This window comes from Natronoarchaeum mannanilyticum, from assembly GCF_039522665.1.
Taxonomy (GTDB): domain Archaea; phylum Halobacteriota; class Halobacteria; order Halobacteriales; family Natronoarchaeaceae; genus Natronoarchaeum; species Natronoarchaeum mannanilyticum.
The window spans coordinates 674311-699987 of the sequence record NZ_BAAADV010000007.1 but is presented as its reverse complement, the minus strand read 5'-3'; the positions used below and the strand labels follow the sequence as shown (position 1 = coordinate 699987).

21 protein-coding genes and 1 pseudogene are annotated in these 25677 nt (G+C 64.3%); 13 read left to right on the top strand and 9 right to left on the bottom strand.

The annotated features are described in order from the left end of the window. Positions 1 to 206: 206 nt before the first annotated feature. Positions 207 to 530, bottom strand: a complete 324-nt coding sequence (locus ABDZ81_RS16695) for a DUF8112 family protein (protein WP_343775275.1) — start codon at positions 528 to 530, stop codon at positions 207 to 209. A gap of 174 nt (positions 531 to 704) precedes the next feature. Next, positions 705 to 1784 (bottom strand): succinylglutamate desuccinylase/aspartoacylase family protein, encoded by a 1080-nt coding sequence (locus ABDZ81_RS16690; protein ID WP_343775272.1) that lies wholly within the window; start codon positions 1782 to 1784, stop codon positions 705 to 707. 106 nt (positions 1785 to 1890) lie between these two features. Here ABDZ81_RS16690 and ABDZ81_RS16685 point away from each other — a divergent pair, with 106 nt between their 5' ends. The 3 genes from ABDZ81_RS16685 (at position 1891) to ABDZ81_RS16675 (ending at position 5275) form a co-directional block, all read left to right on the top strand. Next, positions 1891 to 3234 carry a RimK family alpha-L-glutamate ligase gene (locus tag ABDZ81_RS16685; protein ID WP_343775269.1) on the top strand — a complete coding sequence of 448 codons (1344 nt, stop codon included), beginning with the start codon at positions 1891 to 1893 and terminating at the stop codon, positions 3232 to 3234. 150 nt (positions 3235 to 3384) lie between these two features. Further along, on the top strand, positions 3385 to 4365 hold the full coding sequence (locus ABDZ81_RS16680; RefSeq protein WP_343775266.1) for a transcription initiation factor IIB: 981 nt from the start codon (positions 3385 to 3387) through the stop codon (positions 4363 to 4365). A gap of 526 nt (positions 4366 to 4891) precedes the next feature. Then, complete coding sequence (locus tag ABDZ81_RS16675) at positions 4892 to 5275, top strand: hypothetical protein (protein ID WP_343775263.1); 384 nt, start codon at positions 4892 to 4894, stop codon at positions 5273 to 5275. A gap of 284 nt (positions 5276 to 5559) precedes the next feature. Here the strand turns inward: ABDZ81_RS16675 and ABDZ81_RS16670 are convergent, their stop codons facing one another. Together ABDZ81_RS16670 and ABDZ81_RS16665 are read right to left on the bottom strand one after the other, a co-directional pair. Continuing rightward, positions 5560 to 6114: a DNA-3-methyladenine glycosylase family protein gene (locus ABDZ81_RS16670; protein ID WP_343775332.1), complete on the bottom strand. Its 555-nt coding sequence runs from the start codon at positions 6112 to 6114 to the stop codon at positions 5560 to 5562. Positions 6115 to 6268: 154 nt separating this feature from the next. Beyond that, entirely contained in the window at positions 6269 to 7420 is a 1152-nt protein-coding gene (locus ABDZ81_RS16665) for an acyl-CoA dehydrogenase family protein (RefSeq protein ID WP_343775260.1), read from the bottom strand. A 115-nt stretch (positions 7421 to 7535) separates the two neighbouring features. Here ABDZ81_RS16665 and ABDZ81_RS16660 point away from each other — a divergent pair, with 115 nt between their 5' ends. From ABDZ81_RS16660 to ABDZ81_RS16640, 6 genes and pseudogenes are all read left to right on the top strand, one after another. Beyond that, on the top strand, positions 7536 to 9509 hold the full coding sequence (locus ABDZ81_RS16660) for a 3-hydroxyacyl-CoA dehydrogenase/enoyl-CoA hydratase family protein (RefSeq protein ID WP_343775257.1): 1974 nt from the start codon (positions 7536 to 7538) through the stop codon (positions 9507 to 9509). Between the two features lie 77 nt (positions 9510 to 9586). Next, positions 9587 to 10267: a hypothetical protein gene (locus ABDZ81_RS16655; RefSeq protein ID WP_343775254.1), complete on the top strand. Its 681-nt coding sequence runs from the start codon at positions 9587 to 9589 to the stop codon at positions 10265 to 10267. A 112-nt stretch (positions 10268 to 10379) separates the two neighbouring features. Then, entirely contained in the window at positions 10380 to 10955 is a 576-nt protein-coding gene (locus ABDZ81_RS16650; protein ID WP_343775252.1) for a HalX domain-containing protein, read from the top strand. Between the two features lie 196 nt (positions 10956 to 11151). Then, a pseudogene (locus ABDZ81_RS18170) lies at positions 11152 to 11493 on the top strand (PKD domain-containing protein); the annotation flags it as partial. Between the two features lie 411 nt (positions 11494 to 11904). Next, a complete protein-coding gene (locus ABDZ81_RS16645) occupies positions 11905 to 14163 on the top strand; it encodes a hypothetical protein (RefSeq protein ID WP_343775250.1) in 2259 nt (752 codons plus the stop codon). 6 nt (positions 14164 to 14169) lie between these two features. Further along, entirely contained in the window at positions 14170 to 15084 is a 915-nt protein-coding gene (locus ABDZ81_RS16640; RefSeq protein ID WP_343775248.1) for a hypothetical protein, read from the top strand. 4 nt (positions 15085 to 15088) lie between these two features. Here the strand turns inward: ABDZ81_RS16640 and ABDZ81_RS16635 are convergent, their stop codons facing one another. Next, positions 15089 to 15313, bottom strand: coding sequence for a DUF8119 family protein (locus tag ABDZ81_RS16635; protein WP_343775329.1), 225 nt, complete (start codon positions 15311 to 15313; stop codon positions 15089 to 15091). A gap of 200 nt (positions 15314 to 15513) precedes the next feature. On the opposite strand from ABDZ81_RS16635, the gene ABDZ81_RS16630 reads away from it, so the two are divergent. Both ABDZ81_RS16630 and han read left to right on the top strand, forming a co-directional pair. Then, positions 15514 to 16614, top strand: coding sequence for a DUF7350 domain-containing protein (locus ABDZ81_RS16630; protein ID WP_343775247.1), 1101 nt, complete (start codon positions 15514 to 15516; stop codon positions 16612 to 16614). Positions 16615 to 16947: 333 nt separating this feature from the next. Further along, on the top strand, positions 16948 to 18852 hold the full coding sequence (gene han / locus ABDZ81_RS16625) for a Hef-associated nuclease (RefSeq protein ID WP_343775246.1): 1905 nt from the start codon (positions 16948 to 16950) through the stop codon (positions 18850 to 18852). A 30-nt stretch (positions 18853 to 18882) separates the two neighbouring features. On the opposite strand, the gene ABDZ81_RS16620 is transcribed toward han, so the two are convergent. The 4 genes from ABDZ81_RS16620 to ABDZ81_RS16605 form a co-directional block, all read right to left on the bottom strand. Further along, positions 18883 to 20619, bottom strand: coding sequence for a phospholipase D-like domain-containing protein (locus ABDZ81_RS16620; RefSeq protein WP_343775244.1), 1737 nt, complete (start codon positions 20617 to 20619; stop codon positions 18883 to 18885). Between the two features lie 64 nt (positions 20620 to 20683). Further along, a complete protein-coding gene (locus ABDZ81_RS16615) occupies positions 20684 to 21676 on the bottom strand; it encodes a glutathione S-transferase family protein (protein ID WP_343775243.1) in 993 nt (330 codons plus the stop codon). A 305-nt stretch (positions 21677 to 21981) separates the two neighbouring features. Continuing rightward, entirely contained in the window at positions 21982 to 23334 is a 1353-nt protein-coding gene (locus ABDZ81_RS16610) for a hypothetical protein (protein ID WP_343775242.1), read from the bottom strand. 72 nt (positions 23335 to 23406) lie between these two features. After that, positions 23407 to 23817: a CBS domain-containing protein gene (locus tag ABDZ81_RS16605; protein ID WP_343775241.1), complete on the bottom strand. Its 411-nt coding sequence runs from the start codon at positions 23815 to 23817 to the stop codon at positions 23407 to 23409. 241 nt (positions 23818 to 24058) lie between these two features. Between ABDZ81_RS16605 and ribH the strand changes: the two genes are divergently transcribed. Together ribH and ABDZ81_RS16595 are read left to right on the top strand one after the other, a co-directional pair. Then, entirely contained in the window at positions 24059 to 24469 is a 411-nt protein-coding gene (ribH, locus tag ABDZ81_RS16600) for a 6,7-dimethyl-8-ribityllumazine synthase (RefSeq protein ID WP_343775240.1), read from the top strand. Then, on the top strand, positions 24470 to 25660 hold the full coding sequence (locus ABDZ81_RS16595) for a pyridoxal phosphate-dependent aminotransferase (RefSeq protein ID WP_343775239.1): 1191 nt from the start codon (positions 24470 to 24472) through the stop codon (positions 25658 to 25660). It begins immediately after the preceding gene. Positions 25661 to 25677 lie beyond the last annotated feature (17 nt).

Genomic DNA, 25677 nt, shown 5'->3' with positions numbered 1-25677 from the left:
CACGTGGCAGCAAGTACTGGAGTGCGCGAGCCTCTGGGAACACTGCCTCGCCGCCTGCCACTCATACTATCGCCCTCATGAGCACACCGCTCGTGGGGGTGTTTCCATTTCGAACGGACAGCGACAGCGCCCGCCTCGCGACAGCACAGTAACCCCACAGCGGCCGCGCTGTCCGGAAGCGCAGCCAGTTTTGTGCCAGCAGTTTATCAGTCGTCCGGACGCCGACGCGTCGCAGCGATCGGTCCCGGATCGACGAGGCAGGCCCACCGCGACTGGGTCGCCCCGTCGGACGTGACGCCGACGCGCGCCGCGACGTAGGTAGTCCCCGGTCCGTCAAGTGTTCTCGTCGAGTCGCAGTCGTCACAGAAGATGCCGTCGACCGACCAGTGGCGACGCTCGTTCGTCAGTCGGACGACGATCGACGCGCCGTCGCGAAGCGTGTCGCCACAGTCGTCGCAGTCGACGTGCGCGTCGTCGGCGAGTCGGAGCCCCGTCGCCAGCTGAGTCAGCGTCGCGCGCACGGGTATCATTCGGCCGCCACCCGCTCCTCTCGCGCGCATCGTAGCGACGGTCGACAAAAGACCGGCAATCGCGACGTTCGACAAAAGGCGGGCCGATACGCGACCGACCGGCAGCCGCTCGCCAATGCAGTGGATGTCATCGTCGGGCGCTCGCCGCCCGATCGCACGAAAACCTGTGGCGCCTCAGAGCCGATAGGTGTCGTCGTCGCGCTCGTACTGGTCGCGTTCGACCGCGCGGAGCGTGTCGGGATCGAGTTCGACCAGGTGACAGAGCGGGTTACCGGGGTAGACCACCGGATTCTCGAGGACGCCGACGAGAAGGCCGGTGAAGGGCGCCTCGACGACCTCCGAATCGGTCTTGAACGGGTTCGTGATCGTGCAGATCGTGTCTCCCTCGTGGACGAGCGCGCCGCGGTCGTGGTGCATGTCGACGATGCCGCCGACGTCCGCGCGGAGCCAGGTCTTCTCCTGTTCGTCGGTGATGATCGTGCGCCACCCCGGCCAGTGGACGGTACTCTCTTTGAACAGTTCGTACTCCGCGAGGACGCTCACGACGCCGTCGAGCGCGCGGTCGATCAGTCCGCGCTGGAAGCGGTGGGCCTCGCCCATCTCGACGGTGATCGTGGGGACGCCCGCGTCGGTCGCCTCCCGCCGGAGCGTGCCGCTCGGGCCTTCGCCGGCGAGGATGACGTTCGAGCTGAACGCCTGGGCGAGGCGAGCTGCCTCCTCGTCGTCCATGTTCGCCCGAGCGTGGAGCATGTTCGTGCGCCCGCGCGTGGAAGTGTGAAAGTCGAGTCCGAAGTCGCACGGTTCGATGAAGTTCGAGAAGATGCGGTGGGCCATCCGCTTGGCGCTCGTCGAGGTCTCGCTGCCCGGAAACGAGCGGTTGAGGTCGCGGTCGTAGATCGGCAGGTAGCGCTGCTGGGCGAGGAAGGCGGGGACGTTCAGCACGGGCAGGCAGACGAGCGTCCCGTGGAGCACGTCGTGGTCCCAGTCGTGGGCGACCTCGCGGACGACCTCGATCCCGTTGAGCTCGTCGCCGTGGGTCGCCGCCGTGAGAAACGCGGTCGGTCCGGGATGGGGCCCGTTGATGATCGTGACGGGCAGCCGCACCGGGTCGCCGAGATACGTCTCGCTGATCGGGAACCGGACGTTGACGCGTTCGCCGGGTTCGACGACGCCGTCGTCGTAGACGAACGCCTCGTTCGACGGGGGCTCGTCCTCGCCGCCATCCGACGGCGCCGGTTCCTCCTGTTCGCTCATACATGTGCTACCAACCGGTACAGGCGTATAAATCAGCCCCCTGTGCGCCGCCGGCGCGCCACGTTCACGGATAACGTTTTCACGCACCTCCCGCTTGTCTTAGGTAATGGCCGACGCCGAGGGGATCACGGTCGGGGTACTGAGCCTGCACAACAGCAAGGAGACGAAGGCGATTCTCAACGCGGCCGAAGCGTTGGGCTACGACACCGAGTGGTTGCGCGCGGAAAACACGTCAGTGAGCATCGAAGGGGGCGATCTAACGATCGAGCCGGACGTCGACGTCGTCGCGAATCGACTGTTGCTCTCGAACACCGCCCAGCCCGCCGAGGAGCTCGGGCTCGCGAACGTGTTCGCGCGCTCGAGGCCGATGCTGAACGCGCCCCAGGCGACGCTGACCGCGATGCACAAGTTCGCCGCCGCGACGGCGCTGGCCGAAGCGGACGTGCCGGTCCCCGACGCGCTGCTGGCGCTGGGCAGCGACACGTTGAACCGACGCCGGGACGAGTTCGGTGAGGAAGCGGTCTACAAGACCGCGATCGGCACCCACGGCGGCGGGACGTGGAAGGTCGGCCCCGACGAGTCGGTCAACGCGATGGTCGGCAACAGATACGCGTTCCTCCAGGATCTCGTCGAGCGGGAGGGCGAGCACCACCGCGACCTGCGGGTGTACGTCGTCGGCGACGAGATCCTCGGCGCGATGCACCGCTACGCCCCGGAGGGAGACTGGCGGACGAACGTCTCGCTGGGCGGCGACGTGCGCGACGCCTCCGATCAGCTCACCGACGACGTTCGCCAGATGGCTATCGGGGCGACAGAGGCGATGGGGCTGGACTACGCCGGCGTCGACATCATCGAGGGCGACGACGGTTGGTACGTCCTGGAGGTCAACCCCACCGCCGGGTTCAAGGGGTTCTTTCAGGCGACGGGACGCTCCCCCGCACCGTACATCGCCGGGCTCGCGGCCGACCGAATCGGCGCCGACGTCGACCGCGAGCGCGTCGAGGAACTCTCCCACACGCTCGACGACTCTGTTCCCGCGGCCCGTCCCCAGCCCTCGCCCGACGTTCCCGGCGACGCGGCGACGATCGGCTACACCGAGGAGGTGATGGTCAGCGGGACCAGCGACTCCAAGACCGTGGTCGCCAAGTCCGACACCGGCGCGACGCGGACCAGCATCGACACCAGCCTCGCGGCCGACGTCGGCGCCGGGCCGATCAAGAGCAAGATGCGCGTCCGGTCGGGCAGCTCGAAGCAGAGCAAGGTCCGCCCGATCGTCGACATCGTCATCGGCGTCGGCGGACACCGTCACACTGTCGCGGCGAACGTCGAGGACCGGAGCCACATGGACTACCCGCTGTTGCTCGGCCGGGACATCCTCGAGCACTACCACGTCGACGTCGGTCGGCGCGCCGACGCCGATGCCGACGAGACGGAACTCGAAGAGGAGTAGCCGCGTCCGCGTCGACCCCGAGAAGGACGCTCCCGGCGCAGCGCGGCGTCCAAATAGTTAGGTCAAGTGCTTACGCCCCTTCGAGCCCTGCGTACGCACACAGAGAGACGAGAATAGCGCGTATTCAAACATACCGTCGCCCTCCCCATCATGACAGAAACACAGACGACGGCCGAGCGCCAGCGGGCTGTCTCGAACCGAGAGCAAACGACCGAGCGCGAGGAGAGCGAAGACCAGCAACTGTGTCCCGAGTGCGGCGGCCGGCTGGAGGCCGACAGCGAGCACGGCGAGACCGTCTGTGCGGACTGCGGGCTGGTCGTCGAGGAAGACGAGATCGACCGCGGCCCCGAGTGGCGCGCGTTCGACGCCGCCGAGAAGGACTCGAAGAGCCGCGTCGGCGCCCCCACCACGAAGATGATGCACGACGACGGGCTCTCCACAAATATCGGCTGGCAGGACAAGGACGCCTACGGCAACACCCTCAGCTCCAGCCAGCGCGAGAAGATGCAGCGCCTGCGCACCTGGAACGAGCGCTTCCGCACCCGGGACTCCAAGGAGCGCAACCTCAAGCAGGCGCTCGGCGAGATCGACCGGATGGCGAGCGCACTCGGGCTCCCCGAGGACGTTCGCGAGACCGCCAGCGTCATCTACCGCCGCGCGCTCAGCGAAGACCTCCTGCCGGGCCGCTCGATCGAAGGCGTCGCGACGGCCAGCGTCTACGCGGCCGCCCGCCAGACGGGAACTCCACGAAGCATCGACGAGGTCGCCCAGGTCAGCCGCATCGACGAGATGGAGTTCAAGCGCACCTACCGTTACATCGTCCGCGAGTTGAACCTCGAAATCCAGCCCGCCGATCCCGAGCAGTACGTCGGCCGCTTCGCGTCGGAACTCGACCTCGCCGACGAGTCCGAACAGCGCGCCCGCGAACTGCTCCGCACCGCGAAGGAAGAGGGCCTTCACTCCGGCAAGAGCCCCGTCGGGCTGGCCGCCGCGGCCGTCTACGCCGCGCCGCTACTGTGCAACGGGGAAATCACCCAGTCGGAAGTCTCGGAGGTCACCGACATCTCCGAAGTCACCATCCGCAACCGCTACAAAGAGTTGCTCGAAGCGAAAGGCGTCACGACCGTTTGAGCGCCCCGGCTGTTCTAATCCGGACTGAGAGCAGGGTTCCATGGGAAACGCCGCTGCCGGTCCCGCAACTCGCTGCACGTCGGCCGATCTCCACTCGAAACGACGGTTCTCGGACGATCGCTCCGTCGCAGTCCGGCTGATTCCAGCCGAAACTCCGGTTGTGAGGAATGGGATCCCTCCGACGGCTGCTGGTTTTCAATCGAAACATCGGTCGACTGCCGCCCGTAACTAGCTATTCTCTTATATTTAATTTCCTATGTTTCGGACTCATCACGGCTGCACGATCCAGGGATTCGACAGGAAGGATGACCATGCGTTCTGATCATGGGAACTCCCAACGAAACTATCGGCGCGGTCCCGGTCGGTGAGACTCTCAGAACTAAATGTGTGATCTATCAGACGCTAATGGTGTTGTGCAGGAAACTATCGCCGTCGTCCGGATTCCACGTCAAAAAGTACCGGCACGTTTTCACTTTCGTCCGGCTACGTAGGTTTAAGCGGTCCTCTCGACATACGTGTAGGTCCTATGGGGCACGAGCACGGTGCAGGGGCCGAGGACTGCTACGTATGCCGCCGGCCGGCGGGGTTCAACCGCGCCGTCGTCGACCCGCGCGAGGAGGTCGAGGTCGGACGGATCTGCGTGAACTGCGAGCGCGACGAGCTCGACGACCGGTTCGACCCGGCGTCGTCGACCGACGGCACGTGCGCGTACTGCCGGCGCGAGGGAACCTACGCGCTCCCGCGGTACGAGCCGGTCGCCGTCGAAACTGACGAGATCGTCGTCTCGATGGTGTCGACGTCGCTGGACGCGACGCCGATACGACTGTGCGAGCACCATCTGTCCGAACTGGGCGCCGGCGCCGAGGAGGCCGCCGACGTCGCCGTCGGCGAAGCGACGCTCGCGGGGTGACGGATGCGTCGTCACGCCGAGTGGATGGCCCAGGCCGACGAGCGCATCCTCGAGTACCTCGCCGAGAACGGAGCGACCGGGCGAGATCCGGTGCGGCCTTGCGGCGATCAACGACGCGATGGCTTACCCGCAGACGTACGTCGACGGTCGGCTCGACGGGCTTGCAGGGGGCGGGCTGATCGCCGAGCGCGAGGACTGCTGGGCGTACGAACTGCCCAACAGAGGTTCGTTCTTCCTGCGGGGCGAGTTCGACGCGAGCGCGCTGTCGCCGGCGGATCGACTGATCAGTCGTCCTCGTACTCCAGCCAGACGTACCGCGTCGCGACCGACCGGTACGGACGCCACGCCTCGGCGATCGATCGCATCTCGCTGCGGTCCATCGTCGCGTCGCCCGTTCCGTAGAGCTGATCGATGCCGCGCCGAACGGCGAGATCGCCCAGCGGCAGGACGTCTTCCCGCCCGAGCGCGAAGATGAGGTACATCCGGGCGGTCCACGCGCCGACGCCGCGGATCTCGGTCAGCAGGTCGATCACTTCGTCGTCCCCGTACTCGTAGAGGCCGTCACGGGTAAGATCCCGCTCCCGGAACGCCCGCGCGCAGTTCCTGACGTACTCGATCTTCGAGTTGCTCAGTCCGGCCTCCCGGAGCGCCGCCTCCTCGGCGGCCAGCACGGCGTCGGGCGTGATCGGCTCGCCGATCAACTCGAACGCGCGCTCGCGGACGGCGCGGGCCGACGCGGTCGACAGCTGCTGGTTGACGATCGAGACGATCAGGCGTCGGAACTCGCTGTCGGCCGGCGCGAGATCGACCGGGCCGTGGCGATCGATCAGCTCGGCCATCACGGGGTCGTCGCGGAGAACGGATTCGGCGTCGTCGAAGACTGCTCGCTCTGACACGCCGGAGAGTTAGAGCGGACGGCAAAGGGCGTTACGCTGGCGGTGCCGGTCGGAGGGGCGGTCGGCGTCGACCGACGGAGCGTGCGCGTGCTGCCAGTCAGAACCCTTTCCCGAGTAGCTCCCGGGCGATGATGTTCTTCTGGATCTCGGTGGTCCCCTCGTAGATCTGGGTGATCTTGGCGTCCCGGTAGAGCCGCTCGACGTCGAAATCGTTGACGTAGCCGGCGCCGCCGTGGATCTGGACCGCTTCGTCGGCGACGTCGACCGCCACGTTCGAGGCGTACTCCTTGGCCATCGAGGCCAGCGCGGTGAGCTGGTCGTCCTCGTTCTCGACGCTCCAGGCCGACTTGTAGGTGAGCTGGCGGGCGGCCTCGGTCTTGGTGTGCATCTCCGCGAGCTTGTGCTGGATCGCCTGGAACTCGCTGATCGACTGGCCGAACTGCTCGCGGTCCTGGGCGTACTCCAGGGCGCGCTCGCAGGCGCCCTTGGCGATGCCGACGCCCTGGGCGGCGACCATCGTCCGCGTCTCGTCGAAGAAGTTCATCAACTGGAGGAACCCCGCGCCGCGCGTGCCGATCAGGTTCTCCTCGGGGACGCGCACGTCGTCGAAGATCAGTTCGGCGGTGTCGGATGCACGGATGCCGAGTTTCCCGGTGATCTTGTCGGCTTCGAAGCCATCGCGATCGGACTCGACGAGGATCTGGGAGAAGCCCGAGTAGCGGTCGTCGACGTCGTCGGTCTTGCACATCACGACGTAGTAGTCGCCGACCGACCCGTTGGTGATCCACATCTTGTTGCCGTTGATCACCCACTCGTCGCCGTCCTTGTCGGCCTCCGTGGAGACGCTCGAGACGTCCGAGCCGGTGTCGGGCTCGCTGATCGCCGCGCCCATGATCGCCTCGCCGTTCGCGATCGGTTCGAGGAACCGCTCCTTCTGATCCTCGGTGCCGTACTCCATGATCGAGTCGGCGCCGAACGCCGCGCTCGTGATGCAGAGCCCGATGCCGGGGTCGACGGCGAACAGCTCCTCGGTGATCAGCGACATCTCCAGGGGCGTGTAGCCCGCGCCGCCGTACTCGACGGGGATGTGCGCGCCCGTCAGGCCCATCTTCGCCGCCTCGTCCATCACGTCGTGGGGAAACTTCTCGTCGACGTCGTGCTCGGTCGCGACGGGTTCGATCTCGTTTTCCGCGAACCGGCGGACCTCGTCGCGGATCGCTCGCTGCTCCTCTGATAGTCCGAAGTCCATGCTACACAGTTCCATACTGAACGATAAATATCTTTGTAACCCGATGTAAACCGAAACTGAGTTTCAAAGCGAGCCGAGGGAAACGTTAAAACGGCTGCCTGTTGAGTGTGCACGCATGGAGTTGGACGATATCAACACTGTAGCAGTTCTCGGAGCGGGGAACATGGGCCACGGCATCGCGGAAGTCGCCGCGCTGGCGGGCTACGAGGTGAACATGCGGGACATCAAAGAGGAGTTCGTGCAGAACGGCTACGAGCAGATCGAGTGGAGCCTGAACAAGCTCGAGGAGAAAGACCAGATCGGCGAGGGCGAAGCCGCAGAAACGCTCGGCCGCGTGACGCCGCTGGTCGACGTCGGCGAGGCAGTCAGCGACGCCGACGTGGTGATCGAGGCCGTCCCCGAGAAGATGGACATCAAGAAGGACGTCTACCAGGAGGTCGAGGAGCACGCCGCCGACGAGGCGATCTTCGCGACCAACACCTCCTCGCTGTCGATCACCGAGCTCTCGGAGGTCACCGACCGGAAAGAGACGTTCTGCGGGATGCACTTTTTCAACCCGCCGGTTCGGATGCAGCTCGTCGAGGTCATCTCCGGCGCCCACACCGCCGAGGCGACGCTCGACGTGATCGAGGCGCTCGCCGAGGACTTCGGCAAGACGCCGGTACGCGTCCACAAGGACTCTCCCGGCTTCATCGTCAACCGCATCCTCGTCCCGCTGATGAACGAGGCCTGTTGGCTCGTCCACGAGGGCGACGCGACGATCGAGGAGGTAGACAGCACCACGAAGTACGACATGGGTCTGCCGATGGGCAGCTTCGAGCTGGGCGACCAGGTCGGCAACGACGTCAGCTACCACGTGCTCGAGTACATGCACGAGGAGCTCGGTGACGCCTACGAGCCCTGCCCGCTGCTGGCCGAGAAGGTCGAGAACGACGAGCTCGGCAAGAAGACCGGCAAGGGGTTCTACGACTACGAGGACGGCGACGGCGCCGACGTCCCCACCGACGAGGGCAGCGAGTTCGTCGCCGACCGACTGACCGCCGTCATGGCCAACGAGACCGCCCACCTGATCGGCGGCGACGTCGCCGGGCCCGACGCCATCGACGAGGCCGTCCAGCTCGGCGCCGGCTTCCCCGACGGCCCCGCCAAGCTCGCCGACGACGCCGGACTCGACCACCTGCTGGAGGTGCTCGAATCGGCCCACGAGGAGACGGGCGCCGAGCGCTACGCTCCCGCGGACTACCTCGCCGAGGCCGCCGAGCAGGGCGGGTTCCACGGCGGCGACGCCGACGGCGGCGCGCGCTACGATTTCGACACGATCCGGGTCGAGAAGCCCGGCGAGATGGTCGGCAAGCTCGTGCTCGATCGTCCCCACCGGATGAACACGATCAGCGGCGAGCTGCTCGACGATCTCGGCGAGGCGATCGATCTGCTCGAAGACGACGAGGACGTCCGATCGGTCTTGCTCGTCGGCGAGGGCGAGAAGGCGTTCTCCGCCGGTGCGGACGTCCAGAGCATGGCCAGCGGCGCCGACCCGCTCCAGGCCGTCGAGCTCTCGCGGAAGGGCCAGCAGACGTTCGGCAAGCTCCAGGAGTGTGACCTCCCGGTCGTCGCCGGCATCGACGGCTTCTGCCTCGGCGGCGGGATGGAGATGGCGACCTGCGCCGATATGCGGGTCGCCTCCGAGCGATCCGAGCTCGGCCAGCCCGAACACAACCTCGGCCTGCTGCCCGGCTGGGGCGGCACGCAGCGCCTCCAGCGCATCGTCGGCGCCGGCCGCGCCAAGGAGATCATCTTCACCGCCGAGCGGTTCGACCCCGAGACGATGGCCGACTACGGCTTCGTCAACGAGGTCGTCGCCAACGACGAGCTACAGGACCGCGCGTTCGAGCTGGCCGCCGATCTCGCGGCCGGGCCGCCGATCGCCCAGCGCTACACCAAGCGCGCCATGGAGAAAGGCTGGGAGAACGCCGATGCCGGTCTCGAGATCGAGGCACAGGCGTTCGGCCAGCTGATGCAGACCGACGATCTCATGGAAGGGATCACGGCTTTCATGGGCGACGACGACCCCGAGTTCGAGGGCAAGTAGGCGCCTCGACGGCTGCGGAGCGGCAGATGGCCGCGATTTCGGTGGTTCTTTGACCCGCGCTCGGAAATTCGGCGTCGATGAGCGCGAACGCGACGGTGACGGCGAGCGACTTCTGGAATTCGCTGCGAGGCGTCGGACGCCTCGTGTACGACGAGATCATCCCCATCTCGATCATCAGCCTCGCCGCGACCGTGCTCGCGGTGCCCCTGCTGACGATCGGCCCGATCTGTATCGCCGCCGTCGCGACGATGACCGAGATCGCGGAGCGTCGGGGGTCGGCGAGACCACGCTCCGAACGCCAGCGCGCGCGAGCGTTTCCGGCCGCCATTCGACGATATTTTCGGGCAGGTCTCCCGTTCTCCCTGCTGATCTGCTTTACGCTGCTGAATCTCGTCACCTACGTCCTCCTCGCGAGGGCGAACGACTCGGTCGTGTTCTGGCTCGGTACGGCGCTGGCGCTGTACACGCTGATCGCGGTCGTCGCGCTGACGTTCCGCGCGGGAAGTCTGCTCGTCCGGGCCGAGGATACACCGGGGACGCGGGCGCTCGTCTCCGAGAGCATCGATGTTTGGCTTCGTAGTCCCTGGTACTCGCTGCTCCACCTGCTGATCGCAGGCTTCGTGTTCGTCGGTATGCTGCTGGTGACGCCGGCCGCGATGTTGCTGCTCGTCGGAACGCTCGCGACGCTCGAAGTCGTCGCCTTCGCGGACCTTGCCGGCGGCGGCGCGGGAAAATTCTTCGAGCAGTCGGACGAGTAATGTATTCCTTCATACACGAACGGGGATTCACACAGCCGCGGCATTTATCACGCATTACTACCATCGCCCTAAAGAGAGCGTAGTTCGACCGACGCCCGGAACTATACAGACTATGTCCGATCAACCCGTGGAAATTCTCGTCGTAGACGACGAATCGAGGCTGGCAGATCTCTTCGCGGCCTGGCTGACGAGCGACTGGTCCGTCGAAACCGCCTACGACGGGGAGAGTGCCTTAGAGCAGATACAGGAGTCCGTCGAGATCGTCCTGCTCGACCGCCGGATGCCCGGTCTCTCGGGCCACGAAGTTCTCTCGGAGATCCGGGACCGCGGCTACGACTGCCGCGTCGTCATGGTTACGGCGGTCGACCCCGACTTCGACATCATCGAGATGGGGTTCGACGACTACCTCGTCAAACCCGTCTCGAAGGACGAACTACTGGACGTCGTCGAGCGCGTCCAGACCCGTTCGGCCTACGAGGCCGACATCCAGCGCTACTACTCGCTCGTCTCGAAGAAATCGCTGCTGGAAGCCGAGAAGTCGGATCGCGAACTCGAGGATAGCGACGAATACTCGGAACTCTGCGAACAGGTCGACTCGCTGCGCGGCCAGGTCGACGACACGGTGTCCGGGCTCTCCGACCACGACGACTTCGTCGGCGCGTTTCAGGATCTTCCTGGCGAGCAGTGAGGTAGCGTCGACGAGCACCTTTTGAGGGTCGTCGGTCGACCTGCTGGGATTCGATCCCGGTCGGATCGACAGTACTCTCGTCGAGCGTGCAGTCACGCTTTGCTGGAACTCAGAGAACTCGCGTCTCTGCTCCTGCCCAGCCCAGATTATTCCGCAGTTTTATAACCGATGATATAATTATTGCCCGATACAGAAGATGAAATTTGCGAGGCTGCTGTTACTCGTACTCGTCGCTACTGGCCCGCTAACGACTGCGACGTTTGCGAAACCCTCGTCGTCCGCCGGCAGTGCACCGTTTGCCGAAGCGGGGCTCGACCAGGAGTCTACTGTCGGCGACCGCGTGCTCCTCGACGGCGGCGGCTCACGGACCGATTCGGGCAACATCGTCGAGTACAACTGGACTATCACGGGACCGAACGGGACGACCGTTCGGCCAGACTGTCGAACGTGCGTTCGGACGGCATTTGTTCCGGATCGCCCCGGTCGATATACGGTCACGCTGACCGTCACCGATGCGGCCGGCCGGACCGACTCTGACACCATGTACGTCGAGACCGCTGCAACCGACGTTCCGGACGTCGCCCTCTCGGGACCTCGTCGGGTCGCCAACGATCGACCTGCAGCATTCACGGCTACGGTTCGACCGGGTGACGCCGAACTGACGCACGTCGTCTGGACTGTCGACGGGACTCCGGTCGACAACTCCACGCTCGACGGGAATCGCAACGTATCGCTGGAACGAGTCTTCACCAGTGCTGGGACCGTTCAGGTGAACGCGACCGTCCACGACAGGGCGGGACGCGACCGAAGAGCGTCTCACACTGTCGAAGTGGCGACTCCTACCTACACGAGGTCGTCTACTCCCCGTCCGTCGCTTTCAGTTCGTGGTCCGCAAGTACTGACGGGCGAGGGCCCTTTCGAGGGGAACTATAGACTCGAGGGGGCCGATGTGGACGACGTGGTATCGGTGACCTGGCGCGACGGCGACGGTGAGCTTGGCTCCGGTACTGATCTCGAAACGGAACTTGACCCCGGCATCCACGATCTCACCGCGCTCGCCGATGTCGGCGACGAGGCGTACAGCGCGTCGTTCGAGAACGGAACGAGCGTCGTCGTCGATCCTCGCCCCGACGTGTCGCTGACGACGTCCCAGAGCAACGACGAGCTCACCGGGACGGTAGAGGCTACCGACGAATTCGGGAATCTCGACTCGGTGCAACTGTTTGTCGATGACGAACGAGTTCGAGAATGGTCGTCAGCTAACGGCACGGAGTTCGAGACCTCGTTCTCGGTTGCCTTGGATAGCGACCAGAACTCAAATCGTGTTCGAGTTGTCGTGAGCGACGAACGGGAACAGTCGGTTACGGAAACGAACAAAGCTGGTGAACCCGAGTTAGTGCGTTCGGGTTTCGTGAACGGGCCGGTGGACTCGTATCACCCTCGCATCGATTCAGATCGGTACACCGCTGTTCATGAAACGGTTATCGACCTGAATGGTGTTGATCAGAGAGATGTTTCTCCAAAGTTAGATCCTTTTGCGGACTATTCTGATTTGCAGCGGTTAGATACTACTCGCAACTACAAACCGGATAGAGATATCCTTAAGATAACATCAGAATGGGCCGGGAAAGCCCCAGACAGTTATAAAATTATGACTATCATGGGGGATGAAATGGGCACTGCTGATACGTTTGAGGTGGAATACAGTGATCCAGAACCCCGAATTGAAGTAATTGATGAAGGAGAAGATTCTGAGAATAAGGCACATCGGCTTCTCATTGACGTGAGTGATTCCTTCGATCCAGATGGTGGACGGGTTAACTTCGAGCCTCATGATTGGGATAGAAAACCTGATGATCCTGACCGGATCGCGCTTGAGTTTAATGATATGCCTGGGCTAACGATAATGGATGATAATGGTGGCTCAATTGACCTCTCTTCTGAACTGTATGATTACTGGAGCCCGGAGTTTAAACAAGTTGAGGAAGTCTCTGAAGGACCGTACAAGTCGGATGATACTGTTAAATTCCGGGTCAAAACTGAGACGTTTCTTATTGAGGACCCGAGTTACGATCTCTCACTAGATTTGAAATTAGTCGGTGCTACCGGAGACGTGACTCAGTGGAAACGTATTTCACATGATGCAGATGCCGGTCCTGATCCAAATCCTCACGAGGTTGGTCATCCCCAATATACCGGTATAGTTGAGGTAGATGCTAGCTCTTACCTAAATTCTGATAATTCTTATCTTAAAATTGTTAACGACAAAGAGGTGACCTGGAAACAACTTCCGTCAGTAACTGCATTTGAAGAAGATGATTTTTCTCGAGATAACACTTCTATCACGTCTATTCGATATGTTCATGAGGAAACTATTGAAAAGACGGTTTCGTCGCGAGCAGCCAAATCACGGTACGAGGCGAAAGGCTATCGTGTAACGGATACTTCGAGAGCTCTCGAAGCGGCCACCATTGAGCGGTTACGATCCTCTCCTAAAATCGTGGACAGACGAACCTTCTCATCGAAAACTGAGAGGCAAAGGTTCCTCTCTACTCATCCTAATTGGTCACCGAGTGGTACTACGGTACAAACACAGAGTGCAGAGACAACTAAGTGGTTTAATTTTCCCCACCCCGGTCATGGGTATACCGGAGAAAAAAGAACTAAGCGAATATGTTCTGGTCCGAATGCGTTCATGCGAGGCGGGAGGTGTGTGCCAATTGAATCCACCGATACCATAACCCAGTACTTGCATAATTACGAAGAAGAAAAAGACACAACAATATATAAAGCTAAGAAACTTAGAATACGGACAAATTGGGATTCCATTCGTGTTGTCTCGACGGCCGAAGCGGCCTCTAGATGGTCTAAATGGCCTGATATCAGAGTTGGTTCCCGCACGTATTCCAAGGAATGGGAAATGGTGAAGAGTACTGATGAAATAACTGTAACCGATTCCTACAAGAATGCTTCGGAGGTGATTAGAACAACTGCTACCGTCGAATACGACCGCGAATATTCGTTGCAACGTGGTTCGGCGATGCACGATACCTCAACTACTCCCCAGAGTACGGTGAATGTGGATCAAGTAAATGCAATTACGACATTTGAAGGACCAAAATCTAGAACAGAAGTAATACAATCTATAGAGTCTGGAAAGGTAGTTTCAACCTTCAACCAATCTGAATATGTTGCTCCAGAATACTAGAATATTATGAAAATACATATCAAAGTATTTATAATTTTGATCATATCTATGTCAGTATATATAGCTGGGGGAGGGGCTCTTGCTGCTGAATCACACCATATTCAGAAATCACAAGAAGATATTAATACCTCACAAGGGTATGATATATATGCAAACATTAGCTCTGATAATGTTGCTACGGTAGAATATGAGAAAAATGGCAGAACCATTGCCCGCCCTCTTGCCACTTTCACAGTTGATGGATATCCTGAGCAATTTGAGGGACCTTCTTTAGATAAAGGTGAAAACTGGTCAGTATCTGTTGATCTGAATAACAGATTCAATGTATCTAAAAGTTCACATCAAGTAGAGGTTGTGACTCTTGACAATAGTTATGACAGGACTATTGAAAAAGAATATGACCTAGAAGATCCAGATATACCTGCAACCCGAATACAGGACGTCGAAGTCATCGAAACGACGTACGACGGCGAACCCACCGCAGCAGTTGACGTGGTCTTCGAAAATCCATCTCCCCGAGGGTATAGCGGGAACGTCTACGCTCATACCCTCCAAACAATTTCGGCGCGAAGCGTTGCAATAGTGCCAGTTAACCAGAACACTACAGTCTCCCGAATCCACCTTCGCGAAGGGCCCGATGAGGAAGTAGAGGGCGAACTCCGCATGACGACAGCCCGGCTCGACGAAGACAAGGGCCTCAGAGATCAAGTCTGGTTCCGCGGCACCGCCGACGGCGAGACGGAGTGGCAACGGGAACCGTACGAGCCCGTCGGCTATCGGAACACCGAGGATTCCTACAGGTACGACACCGATGAAGGATTCCTCGAGTCCAAGGGTATCTCACCAAAACAGGCCGCCGCCGGAGCCGCCCTCGGGATCGGATTTCTGATCTTCCTGTTCCGCGGTCGCAGCAAGTGGTGACAGGTCACTCCTCCTGTTCGCCCTCGATCGCCGCTTCGGACATCCCGTACAGCAGGTAGTACGCCAGCACGCCGGAGAACATGAACAGGTAGTACGCCCACTGCGGGCCGTCGACCAGGTCGAACAGGATCGAGACGATCGTCACCCACGCGATGGCGAACGCGAGGTCCGTCAGCACTTCCCACCGATTCTCGTCGAAGTACTCCGCGATTCGATCGAGTTGGCTCATCGCCCACGCCCCGATTTCGCGCTCGATGACGCCGCCGTTCGATCGACGCACGCTCCGTCGCTGTGGTAGATCTGTCGAGAAGTCTCGCTAAGCATGGTTGGTTCTGACAGGGGGTACGCAGAACGGGGTCAAAAATCTGCGGCACGGAAGTCCGCGCTGCGAGCAGAAGGTGTATGACTGCGGCGTCCCGAGATACCCACATGCGCCGTCGGGATGCGCTGAAGGCGGGCGCCGCAATTGGCGGACTAGCTACTGCTGGCTGCCTCGGGGTCTTCGAGACGGAGTCGGTCTGGCGAAACGCTCCGCTGGTGGACGATCGCCCCGACGCCGTGTACGTGCCGGCGGGCCGTGAGGGGATGGGAACGTACGGCAGCGCGCGCGCCGGGCGGTACGCCGTCGCGCTGCAGTACACGTTCCCCCACCGTTTCTGGACCGTCTCGACGAGGTCGACCAACAAGGTAGAGGTCGGCGAAAAGGACTCGCTACATCTCATGGCGACTATCTGGGACGCCGAAACGGGCTTCGTGTTGCCGGTCGAACCCAGACTGGAACTCCGCCGCGACGGCTCGATCGCCGCGTCGCGGACGCTCTGGACGATGCTCTCCCAGCGGATGGGGTTCCACTACGGCGATAACCTCCAACTCGACGATGAGGGGACGTACGTCGCCGAGATCAGGCTCCTGCCGATGGACGCCGACGCCGTCGGCGAGTTGGCCGGACAGTTCCAATCGGCCGAGACGGTCGAGATGGAGTTCGAGTACGACACCGACGACATCTACGACCTGGAGTACGACCAGATCGACGAATCGCGTCGGGGTGACCGCGGTGCCGTCCCGCTCATGCGACACGGAGGCGGTACTGGCGACGGATCTGACGACGCCGTCGCGGAGCCGATTCCTACGGTGCCGGCGCCCGAGGACCTCCCGGGTCAGTTACTCGGCACGGCCACGAGCGGTGACGCCGCGTTCGCCGCGGCGCTCGTGCCCGCCGGGTCGCGGTTCGGCGACGAGCAGTACCTGCTCGTCTCACCGCGGACGCCGTACAACCGGATCCCCCTTCCGCTGATGGGGCTGTCGGCGACGGTGACGCAGGGCGGTGGCGGTGAACCGGTGTTCGAGGACTCGCTGTCATCGGCGGTCGACGGCCGTGTCGGGATCCACTACGGAGCCACCGTCCCGGACCTGCAGCAAGGTGATTCCGTGACGATCTCGATCGACACGCCGCCACAGGCGTCTCGCCACGACGGCTACGAGACGGCGTTCTTCGAGATGCCGCCGGTTGAGCTCACCCTCGGCGAGTGATCGACAACGGCGATCATGCGTTGGACAACCCAACGACTACCCGTTTGAATGGCCAAACCGACCTTCGAGCTGATCCGGGCCACCTACGGCGACGTACTCTGTCATTAGTACAGCGCCACGCGGGCGATGATTAACTCCCCCACGAGGAGACGAAGGAGCTGGCCGCAAGGTGAGTCTGGAAACACAACCGCTCGCGAGCGGGATGAACTCGTTCCACACCTAGTCCGGGGCCGACGATTTCCTGATCTCGCCGCTCTTGCCGTCTCCCCGGCGCTCGCGGCCCCAAGCGACTTGCAAAGCGTTTTACACGGTCGCCGTCAAACGCCGATACTAATGACTACCGACGAGGCGAACGGCGGGGACGGGCGACAGTCGCCCCCCGTCGTCTACGATCTCGATGCGGACTGTACGCCCGACGACGTCGAGGAGGGGGTTCCCTACCTCGGCACGGTCAACGGCGTCGTCGACTACGGCGTGTTCGTCGATCTCTCGGATTCGGTCTCCGGACTCGTCCACGAGTCCAACCTCAACGGCGAGTACGGCGTCGGCGACGAGTTCGTCGTCGAACTCGACGAGGTGCGAGCCAACGGCGACATCGCGTTCGAGGAGGTCGCGATCGACGAGTACGACGTCGATACCGTCGCTCACGACTACGACCTCGGCGACGTCTCCTCGCTGACCGAGATCCTCGGCGAGACGGTCCACATCGAGGGCCAGATCGTCCAGATCAAGCAGACCGGCGGGCCGACGCTGTTCCACGTCCGCGACGAGACAGGCGTCGTCCCCTGCGCGATTTTCGAGGAGGCCGGCGTCCGGGCGCGGCCCGACGTCGACGTCGACGACTACGTTCGGGTCACCGGGGAACCCGAGCGTCGCGAGGACGCCGTCCAGATCGAGGCCGATTCGTTGACCGTGCTCGAAGGCGAGGACGCCGACGCCGTCGCGGAGCGTCTCGACGCCGCGATCGAGGAACGCGCCGCGCCGCGGGACGTCGACCCGCTCGTCGAGTGGCCCGCCTTCGAGAAGCTCCGGGGCGACCTGGAGTCGGTCGCGCGACTGCTCCGACGGACGGTGCTGGAGGGGCGCCCGATCCGCATCCGGCACCACGCCGACGGCGACGGGATGTGCGCGAGCGTCCCGGTCGAGCTCGCGCTCGAGCGATTCATCGACGAGGTCCACGAGGACCCCGACGCCAAGCGGCACCTGTTCAAGCGCCTGCCGAGCAAGGCGCCGTTCTACGAGATGGAAGACGCCACGCGCGACCTCAACTTCGCGCTGGAGGACCGCGAGCGTCACGGCCAGAAACTCCCTCTTCTCCTGATGCTGGACAACGGCAGCACCGAGGAGGACACGCCGGCCTACGAGACGCTCCGGCACTACGACATCCCGATCGTCGTCGTCGACCACCACCATCCCGACCCCGAGGCGGTCGAACCGCTGCTGACCGAGCACGTCAACCCCTACCTCTACGACGAGGACTACCGGATCACGACGGGCATGATGTGCGTCGAGCTCGCGCGGATGATCTACCCCGGCATGACCGACGAGCTCCGCCACATCCCGGCGGTCGCCGGCATCTCGGATCGCTCGGAAGCCGAGGCGATGCAGGACTACCTCGACCTCGCCCGCGAGGAAGGCTACGACGAGCAGGATCTCAAGGACGTCGGCGAGGCGCTCGACTACGCGGCCCACTGGCTCCGCTACAACTCCGGCCAGCACCTCATCAACGACGTGCTCGACGTCGGCGACGACGCCGACGAGGACCGCCACCGCGAACTCGTCGACACGCTGGCCGAAAAGTCCCGGCGCGACGTCGAGGAGCAGCTCGACGCCGTGCTCCCCCACGTCGAACACGAGGAGCTCTCGAACGGCGCGCACCTCTACCAGATCGACGTCGAGAACTCCGCGCACCGCTTTACTTACCCGGCGCCGGGCAACACGACCGGCGCGGTCCACGACCGCAAGGTCGAGGAGACGGGCGATCCAGTGATCACGATCGGCTACGGCCCGGACTTCGCCGTCCTCCGGAGCGACGGCGTCCGGCTCGACATCCCGACGATGGTCACCGAACTCGACGAGGAGATCGTCGGCGGCGGCATCAGCGGCGGCGGTCACCTCGTCGTCGGCTCGATCAAGTACGTCAAGGGCCGCCGCGAGGAGGTGCTCGACTCGCTGATCGAGAAGATGGCCGAGGCCGACATCGACGAGGAGCTGAGCAGCACGAGTTCGACCGTCTGACCGGCCGGACGCGGGTGCGGTGACGATTTCCTACTCGAACTCCACGCGCCGCCGAGCCGCGGCCACGGCGACGATCATCCCCATCCCGAGCGCGGCGCCGAGGCCGACTGGAAGCCGCTCGATCCCCCCGCGCCAGTCGGCTCTGAAGAGGTCGGCGTAGTACTCGCCCGGTTCCGGGCCTTCGACGACCACCGCCACCTCGCGGTTCTCCCGGAGCGAGTTGTTGTTCCAGTTGACGCTCCCGATCACCGCCGACTCCTCGTCGACGACGACGCCCTTCGCGTGGATCTTCTCGTAGCGTCCGCGCGGGTCCGCCAGCTTGACTCGCAGATCCAGGTCCTCCGCTGCGGCGCGGCGTTCGAGCCAGTCGGCGAGCTTTCGATTCTCCTCCTCGGCGTACCACGCGCTCGACAGCAGAATCCTCACCGAGACGCCGCGGCGCGCCGCGTCGAGCGTGGCGTCGAGCAGCGGGTTGTCGCGGCCGCCGATCGACACCTGCTGGATCAGGATCGAGTCGTTCGCGTCCGCCAGCAGCGCTTCGAGTTCGGACTCGGCGTTGTCGGGCGCGGTGAGTAACCGAACCGCGTCGGCGTCCATCCGTTCGGGTGTGACTCGTCGAGGGAACGATCCGTTCGCCGGCGTGGCGGGCTCGGGATCGACGTCCGTCCGGTACTCCGACCACGGCACGGCGTCGCGCCACCCGACGTCGGCGTCGAACACTTCGCGCAACGACGCCGCGGTATCGGCCCCGTGGACCACGACGCCCCAGCCCCGACTGGAGTGGCCGCCGGTGCCGGCCGGCTTCCAGTTTTCGGTCGTCACGAGCGCTTCGTCGTCGATCACCGCGTACTTCGGGTGGTGGAACCGGTAGCGCGCGCGCTCGCCGCCGATCGCGACGACGTCGATCCCCGCCTCGACGAGGCGATCGAGCGCCCGCACCTGCCGCTCGGTGACGCCGCCGACCGGCTCGGCGTCGACGGCAACCTCGACGCGGACGCCCCGATCGCGGGCGTCGATCAGCGCGTCGGCCACGCGCTGGTCGGAAAACGTGTAGCCCGCGAGCAGCACGCGCTCCTCGGCGCGCTCGATGCGATCGACGGGAAGCTCGGGCGCGTCCGGCAGCGCGAACGCCGTCACGGCGTCTGGCGTCGCCGTCGCGGGCTCGAAGTCGGTCGCGCCGAGCGGCGTCCAGGTGCCGTTCGACGCCGCGGTCGCCTCGCCGTCACTGGCGGCAACACCGCTCGCGCCACCGCGGTCGCGACGCCACAGCTCGCCCTCGGGCGCGCTGTCGTAGGCCGCGGCGTCGACGAGCGTCCCGTTTCGGCGGAGCGCGACGCGCTCGCCGCCGTTGGCGAGTCGAAGGCGGCCCGACAGCGCCGTCACCGCGTCGCCGGTCGTGTTCTGCGCGATGCCGGGGTCGACGCTCGCCGTGACGGTTCCTTGTACGGTCTCGTTCGGCAGGCGCGCGAGGTCGCGGTCGCCGTCGCCCAGCGTCCACCCCGTGAGGTTCGTGGTCGACGGAACGTCGATGACGACGTACTCCCCGTCGTCGCCGTCAGCGACCGGGTTCGGATAGAGGGAGACGATCCGGGGCTGTCGCTCGGCGCCTGCGTCGCTTCGATTCGCCGCGTCGGTCGGGGTGGTCTCGGCGCTTTCGCTCGACGGTGCCGGATCCGCGGCGCCCGCGAGAATTGGCGCACCGACGGCTGTCGCGACGAGCGCGACTGCGACCAGAGCTGCGACGACGCGCGACCGCCGGTCGGACACGAGGGGTCTCGCCGCGCGTTCCTACAAGAAGGTGTGGGCCAGTGAGATTGCGGTTCGACGGGGTCTATCGCTGCAAGGCTTCCGGCGGCCCGCCGGGGAGCTCGTCGCGGTCGTGTGACGCGTCGAAGTCCGGGTCGGGACCGACCGGCACCTTGCCGCCGGGGTTGAGATCCCGGTGGCTCTCGTAGTAGTGGTTCTTGATGTGGTCCATCCGCACCGTCTCGGCGACGCCCGGTAGCTGGTACAGTTCCTTCAGGTAGTTCCAGAGGTTCGGGTAGTCGGTGATCCGCGCGACGTTGCACTTGAAGTGCGTGTGGTACACCTCGTCGAAGCGGATCAGCGTCGTGAACATCGCCACGTCGGCCTCCGTGAGGACGTCGCCGGCGAGGTAGCGCTGGTCGGCCAGCACGTCGTCCCAGCGGTCGAGCGCGCCGAACAGGTCGTCGATCGCGCTCTCGTAGGCCGACTGCGAGGACGCGAAGCCAGCGCGGTAGACGCCGTTGTTGATCGGGTCGTAGATTTCGTCGATGATTCGATCCACCTCGTCGCGGTACCCCTCCGGGTAGAGATCGACGTCGTCGGCGGCGACGTCGTGCATCGCGACGTCGAGCATCCGCATGATCTCCTCGGACTCGTTGTTGACGATGGTCCCGCGCTCTTTGTCCCAGAGCACCGGCACGGTGACGCGCCCGGTGAACTCGGGATCGGCCGCGGTGTACACCTCGCGGAGCTTGTCGGCGCCGTTGACGGTGTCGGGCGTACAGCCCTCCTTCTCGGGTGCGAACTCCCAGCCGTCGACGCGGCGCACCGGGTCGACCACGTCGACCGTGATCGCGTCTTCCAGACCCTTGAGCGCCCGCGTGACGAGCGTCCGGTGGGCCCAGGGACAGGCCCAGCTGACGTACAGGTGATATCGGCCCGACTCGGCCGGGAACTGCGCGTCAGGATCGGCCTCGATCCGGTCGCGGAACGACGTTTCCTGTCGCTGGAACTCCCCCGACTCGTCGGTCGCCCTGTACGCGTTCCGCCGCCACTGCCCGTCGACCAGCGAGTGCATACCTCGATGTTGCCGCCGAAGCCGTTAATACCCGTTGCCGTCGGACAGTTCACCCGGGACGACGCCTGCTATCCTTTCTTCCCCGGCTACACCAGCATATCTCGAACCTATTCTAATAGATAAATTAGAATATCATACCGCGACGAAAAGAGATAATACGTATGGTGTTGAATGGGAAAATATGAACGCGTTCAAAGTCCCGATCAAGCTGCTCCAGCTGTTCAGTTTCAAATCGCTCGTCGGCTTCCTGCTGCTCGTGGTACCGCTGCTCGGGCTGCTAGTGTTCGCCGGGCTGTAAGGTCGGCTTACTCCGACCCCCACTCGTCCTGAAACATCGCGCGGAGCCCCGCGCGCTCCGCGAGTCGCTCGATCGCCGCCGTCGCGACGCCGACGGGCACCCGCGCGTCGAGATGCCAGCCGTTCGAGAGCTCTATCGTCGCGTTCTCCACCGCATCCGCTCTGAGCACCGCGTGCTCGTCGTCCGGCCCCCACGGCGGCGAGAGCGACCCCGTCGGCTCGTCGGCCGGCGCGCCCCGCCCGTCGGCCGCACCGCGATCGAGCAGGTACTCGATCGTCTGCGCGGTCGTCATCGCGGCGCGGGCGTGCCCGACCGCCCACACCGACGTCCGGTCGCCGAACAGCCGGACGACGTACTGGCCGTCCTCGGCCACCGCGGCGCCGAGCGCGTCCGACGGAACGGCGGCGGGACGGCGGGACGACCGCTCGGCGTCGGACCCGTCGTCGATCGCGTCCGATTTCGACCGATCGTCGCCCGCGATTCCTGCGACGCTTTCGAGCGCCCGCTCCGCTTCGGCGTCTAATTCGGCTTCGGGATTCGTCGGCGGTTCCGCCTCGGCGCCCGGCCTCGGTTCGGCCTCGTGATCAGGTGTCGTCCCGGTCCCGTGAGCCGCTGCTGTCCCGGTTTCGGCGGCCGCCGCCGTTTCATTCCTGGTGGACGGGGTGTCATCCTCGGCAGTCGGGGTAGATCGATCGTCGGCGTCTCGATCGCCGTCCTCGCCGCGGAGCGACGCGATCAGCTCGTCGACGAATCGTTCGGTCTCCGAGCGGAGTCGCTCGCCGATGTCGTCGCCCGCTGTCGCGACGAGCCGATCGTGGACGTCGTCGATGACGTCCGCCCGTTCGTCCGCGAGCGCATCGGCCGCCTCGCGACGCCGTCGTCGCTCGTCGCGGATCGACCGTTCGACCGCCTCGCGCGCGTAGTGTTCCACGGCGTCGGCGCGCTCGGGGAGCTCTTCGAGCCGGCACTCGAACCGGTCGAGGGTGGTCTCCTGTTCGTCGCCGTCGGCCGCGACGAACACGAACTCGCGGCCGTTCGTGAGGATGCCGCGGTCGACGCCGGTCGCGAGCAGCCTCCGGCCGAGTCGTTCGGCCTGCTCGCGTCGCAGGTCCGTCGGACGGGCACACGTTTCGACGAGGACGGCGGGCTCGTCGTCGACCAGCAACGCGAAGTCGAGCGTCACCGATCCCTCCGCCGTCGGCACGTCGCGGTCGGCCGCGATCTGGTGGAGTTCCCAGCCCAGTGCGGTCAAGAACGGCTGGACGAGCCGGACCTGCGTGTTTCGCTCGGAGAGCTCCGGCGAGGCGTCGACGAGCTCCCGGGACCGGTCGACGTACGAGCGAAGCGCTCCCGTATCCATCGGCCGACCGTTGGGACGGGGAGGATTAGTAACTGCTGGCGTTCGCGTCGATGCGGCGGACGCGGGTGACGGTCAGACCGGCGCCGGCACTTCGGTGTTCGAGAGGTACGCCGCCATGTCGGTCGTCGTGATCATGCCGATGACGCCCTCCTCGTCGTCGACGACGGGCATGTGGTGAAAGCCGTGCTCGACCATCTGGTCGGCGACGTCCTGGATCGAGTCGCCGGCCTCGGCGGTCGTGACGTCCGTGCTCATGTACCGCTCGACGGTGGTCTCGGCTTTCGGCTTGCTCTTGGCGACGATGTCGACGAAGTCGGTCGTCGTGAGGATTCCCAGCAGGTCGTTGTTCTCGCCGACGACGACGAGCGAGCCGATCTCGTTCGTCAGCATCCGATCCGCGGCGTCCTCGACCAGCGTGTCGGGCGTAACCGTCTCGACGGGCGTCGACATGAGCCGTCCTACGAAAATATCGTCAGTGGTCATTGGTGTCTCGTAGCATAGCCGGGCGCCGGGTATAAGTATGTCGAACGCGGATCGTCGGAATCAATCCGCGACGCCGGCGGAGTTTTCCACGAACGCCCGGTTCGCGACCTCGGCGCTCGAGCCGCACTCGCTCACCACCTGGGGCGTCTCATCGATGCGACGCCGCACCGCGAGCCGCCGGGAGCGGCGCCGAGCGATCGGGAACGGTAGTTCTTTTAGGCGCCGCGGCAACCCGACGACCATGGTGAGGCTCGGACTCGTGGTCGCGGAGTTCAACGCTCCGGTGACCGAGGAGATGGCAGGGGCGGCTCGCGAAGCGGCCGCCGAGCGCGACGCCGAGATCGTCGCCGAGGCGTCGGTGCCCGGCGCGTACGACGCGCCGCTGGCTGCCGACCGGCTCGCGCGTCGCGACGACGTCGACGCCGTGGCGACGGTGGGCGCCATCATCACCGGCGACACCGATCACGACCAAGTGATCGCCGACGCCGCGGCTCGACAGCTCTCCGAGGTGAGCCTCGATCGGGACAAGCCCGTCACACTGGGGATCATCGGTCCCGGCATGAGCGCCGACGAGGCCCGAGCCCGTACCGACAAGGGAGCGATCGCGGTGGAGAGCGCGATCGACCTCGTAACCGAACTGGAGGAACTATAGATGGACTTCGCAGACAGAGTGCAACGAGTGGAACCGAGCGCGACGCTCGCGATCAGTAACCTCGCCTCCGAGCTGGAGGCCGAAGGCGCTGACGTGGTCGACCTGAGCGTCGGCGAACCGGACTTCCCGACGCCAGAGAACGTCGTCCAAGCCGGAAAGGACGCGATGGACGCCGGCCACACCGGCTACACGTCCTCGAACGGTATCCCCGAGCTCAAGGACGCCATCGTGGAGAAACTGCACGGCGACGGGCTGGAGTTCTACGGCGAGGACAACGTCATCGTCACGCCCGGCGCCAAACAGGCGCTGTACGAGACGATCCAGTCGCTGGTCGACGACGGCGACGAGGTCGTCCTGCTGGACCCGGCGTGGGTGTCCTACGAGGCGATGGTGAAGATGGCGGGCGGCGACCTGACCCGCGTCGACACCTCCGACTACGACTTCGACCTCGAACCCGCGCTCGGTGATCTCGAAGCGGCAGTTTCGGACGACACTGAACTGCTCGTCGTCAACTCGCCGGGCAACCCGACCGGCTCGGTGTACTCCGACGACGCGCTGGAAGGCGTCCGCGATCTCGCCGTCGAGCACGACGTCACCGTGATCAGCGACGAGATCTACAAGGAGATCACCTACGACGCCGAGCCGACGAGTCTCGGCACGTTCGAGGGGATGGCCGAGCGCACCGTCACGATCAACGGCTTCTCGAAGGCCTACTCGATGACCGGCTGGCGGCTGGGCTACATCGCCGCCCCCGAAGAACTGATCGACCAGGCCGGCAAACTTCACTCCCACTCCGTGTCGTGCGCCGTCAACTTCGTCCAGCACGCCGGCGTCGAAGCTCTGGAGAACACCGACGAGGCCGTCGACGAGATGGTCGAGGCGTTCCGCGAGCGCCGGGACTTCCTGATCGATCTGCTCGCCGAGCGCGGCGTCGACGTCGCCGAGCCCTCCGGCGCGTTCTACATGATGGTGCCCGTCGACGAGGACTGCGCTGCCCTGGAAGGGCAGCGTTTGGGAGACGGGGAACCCGTCGACCAGGCGTGGTGCGAGGGCGCCATCGAGGACGCCCACGTCGCGACCGTTCCGGGCAGCGCGTTCGGCACGCCCGGCTACGCGCGCATCTCCTACGCCAACAGCAAGGAGCGCATCGAGGAGGCCGTCGAGCGACTCGACGCCGAAGGTTACTTCTAAAGTCCTCGTCGGACCGG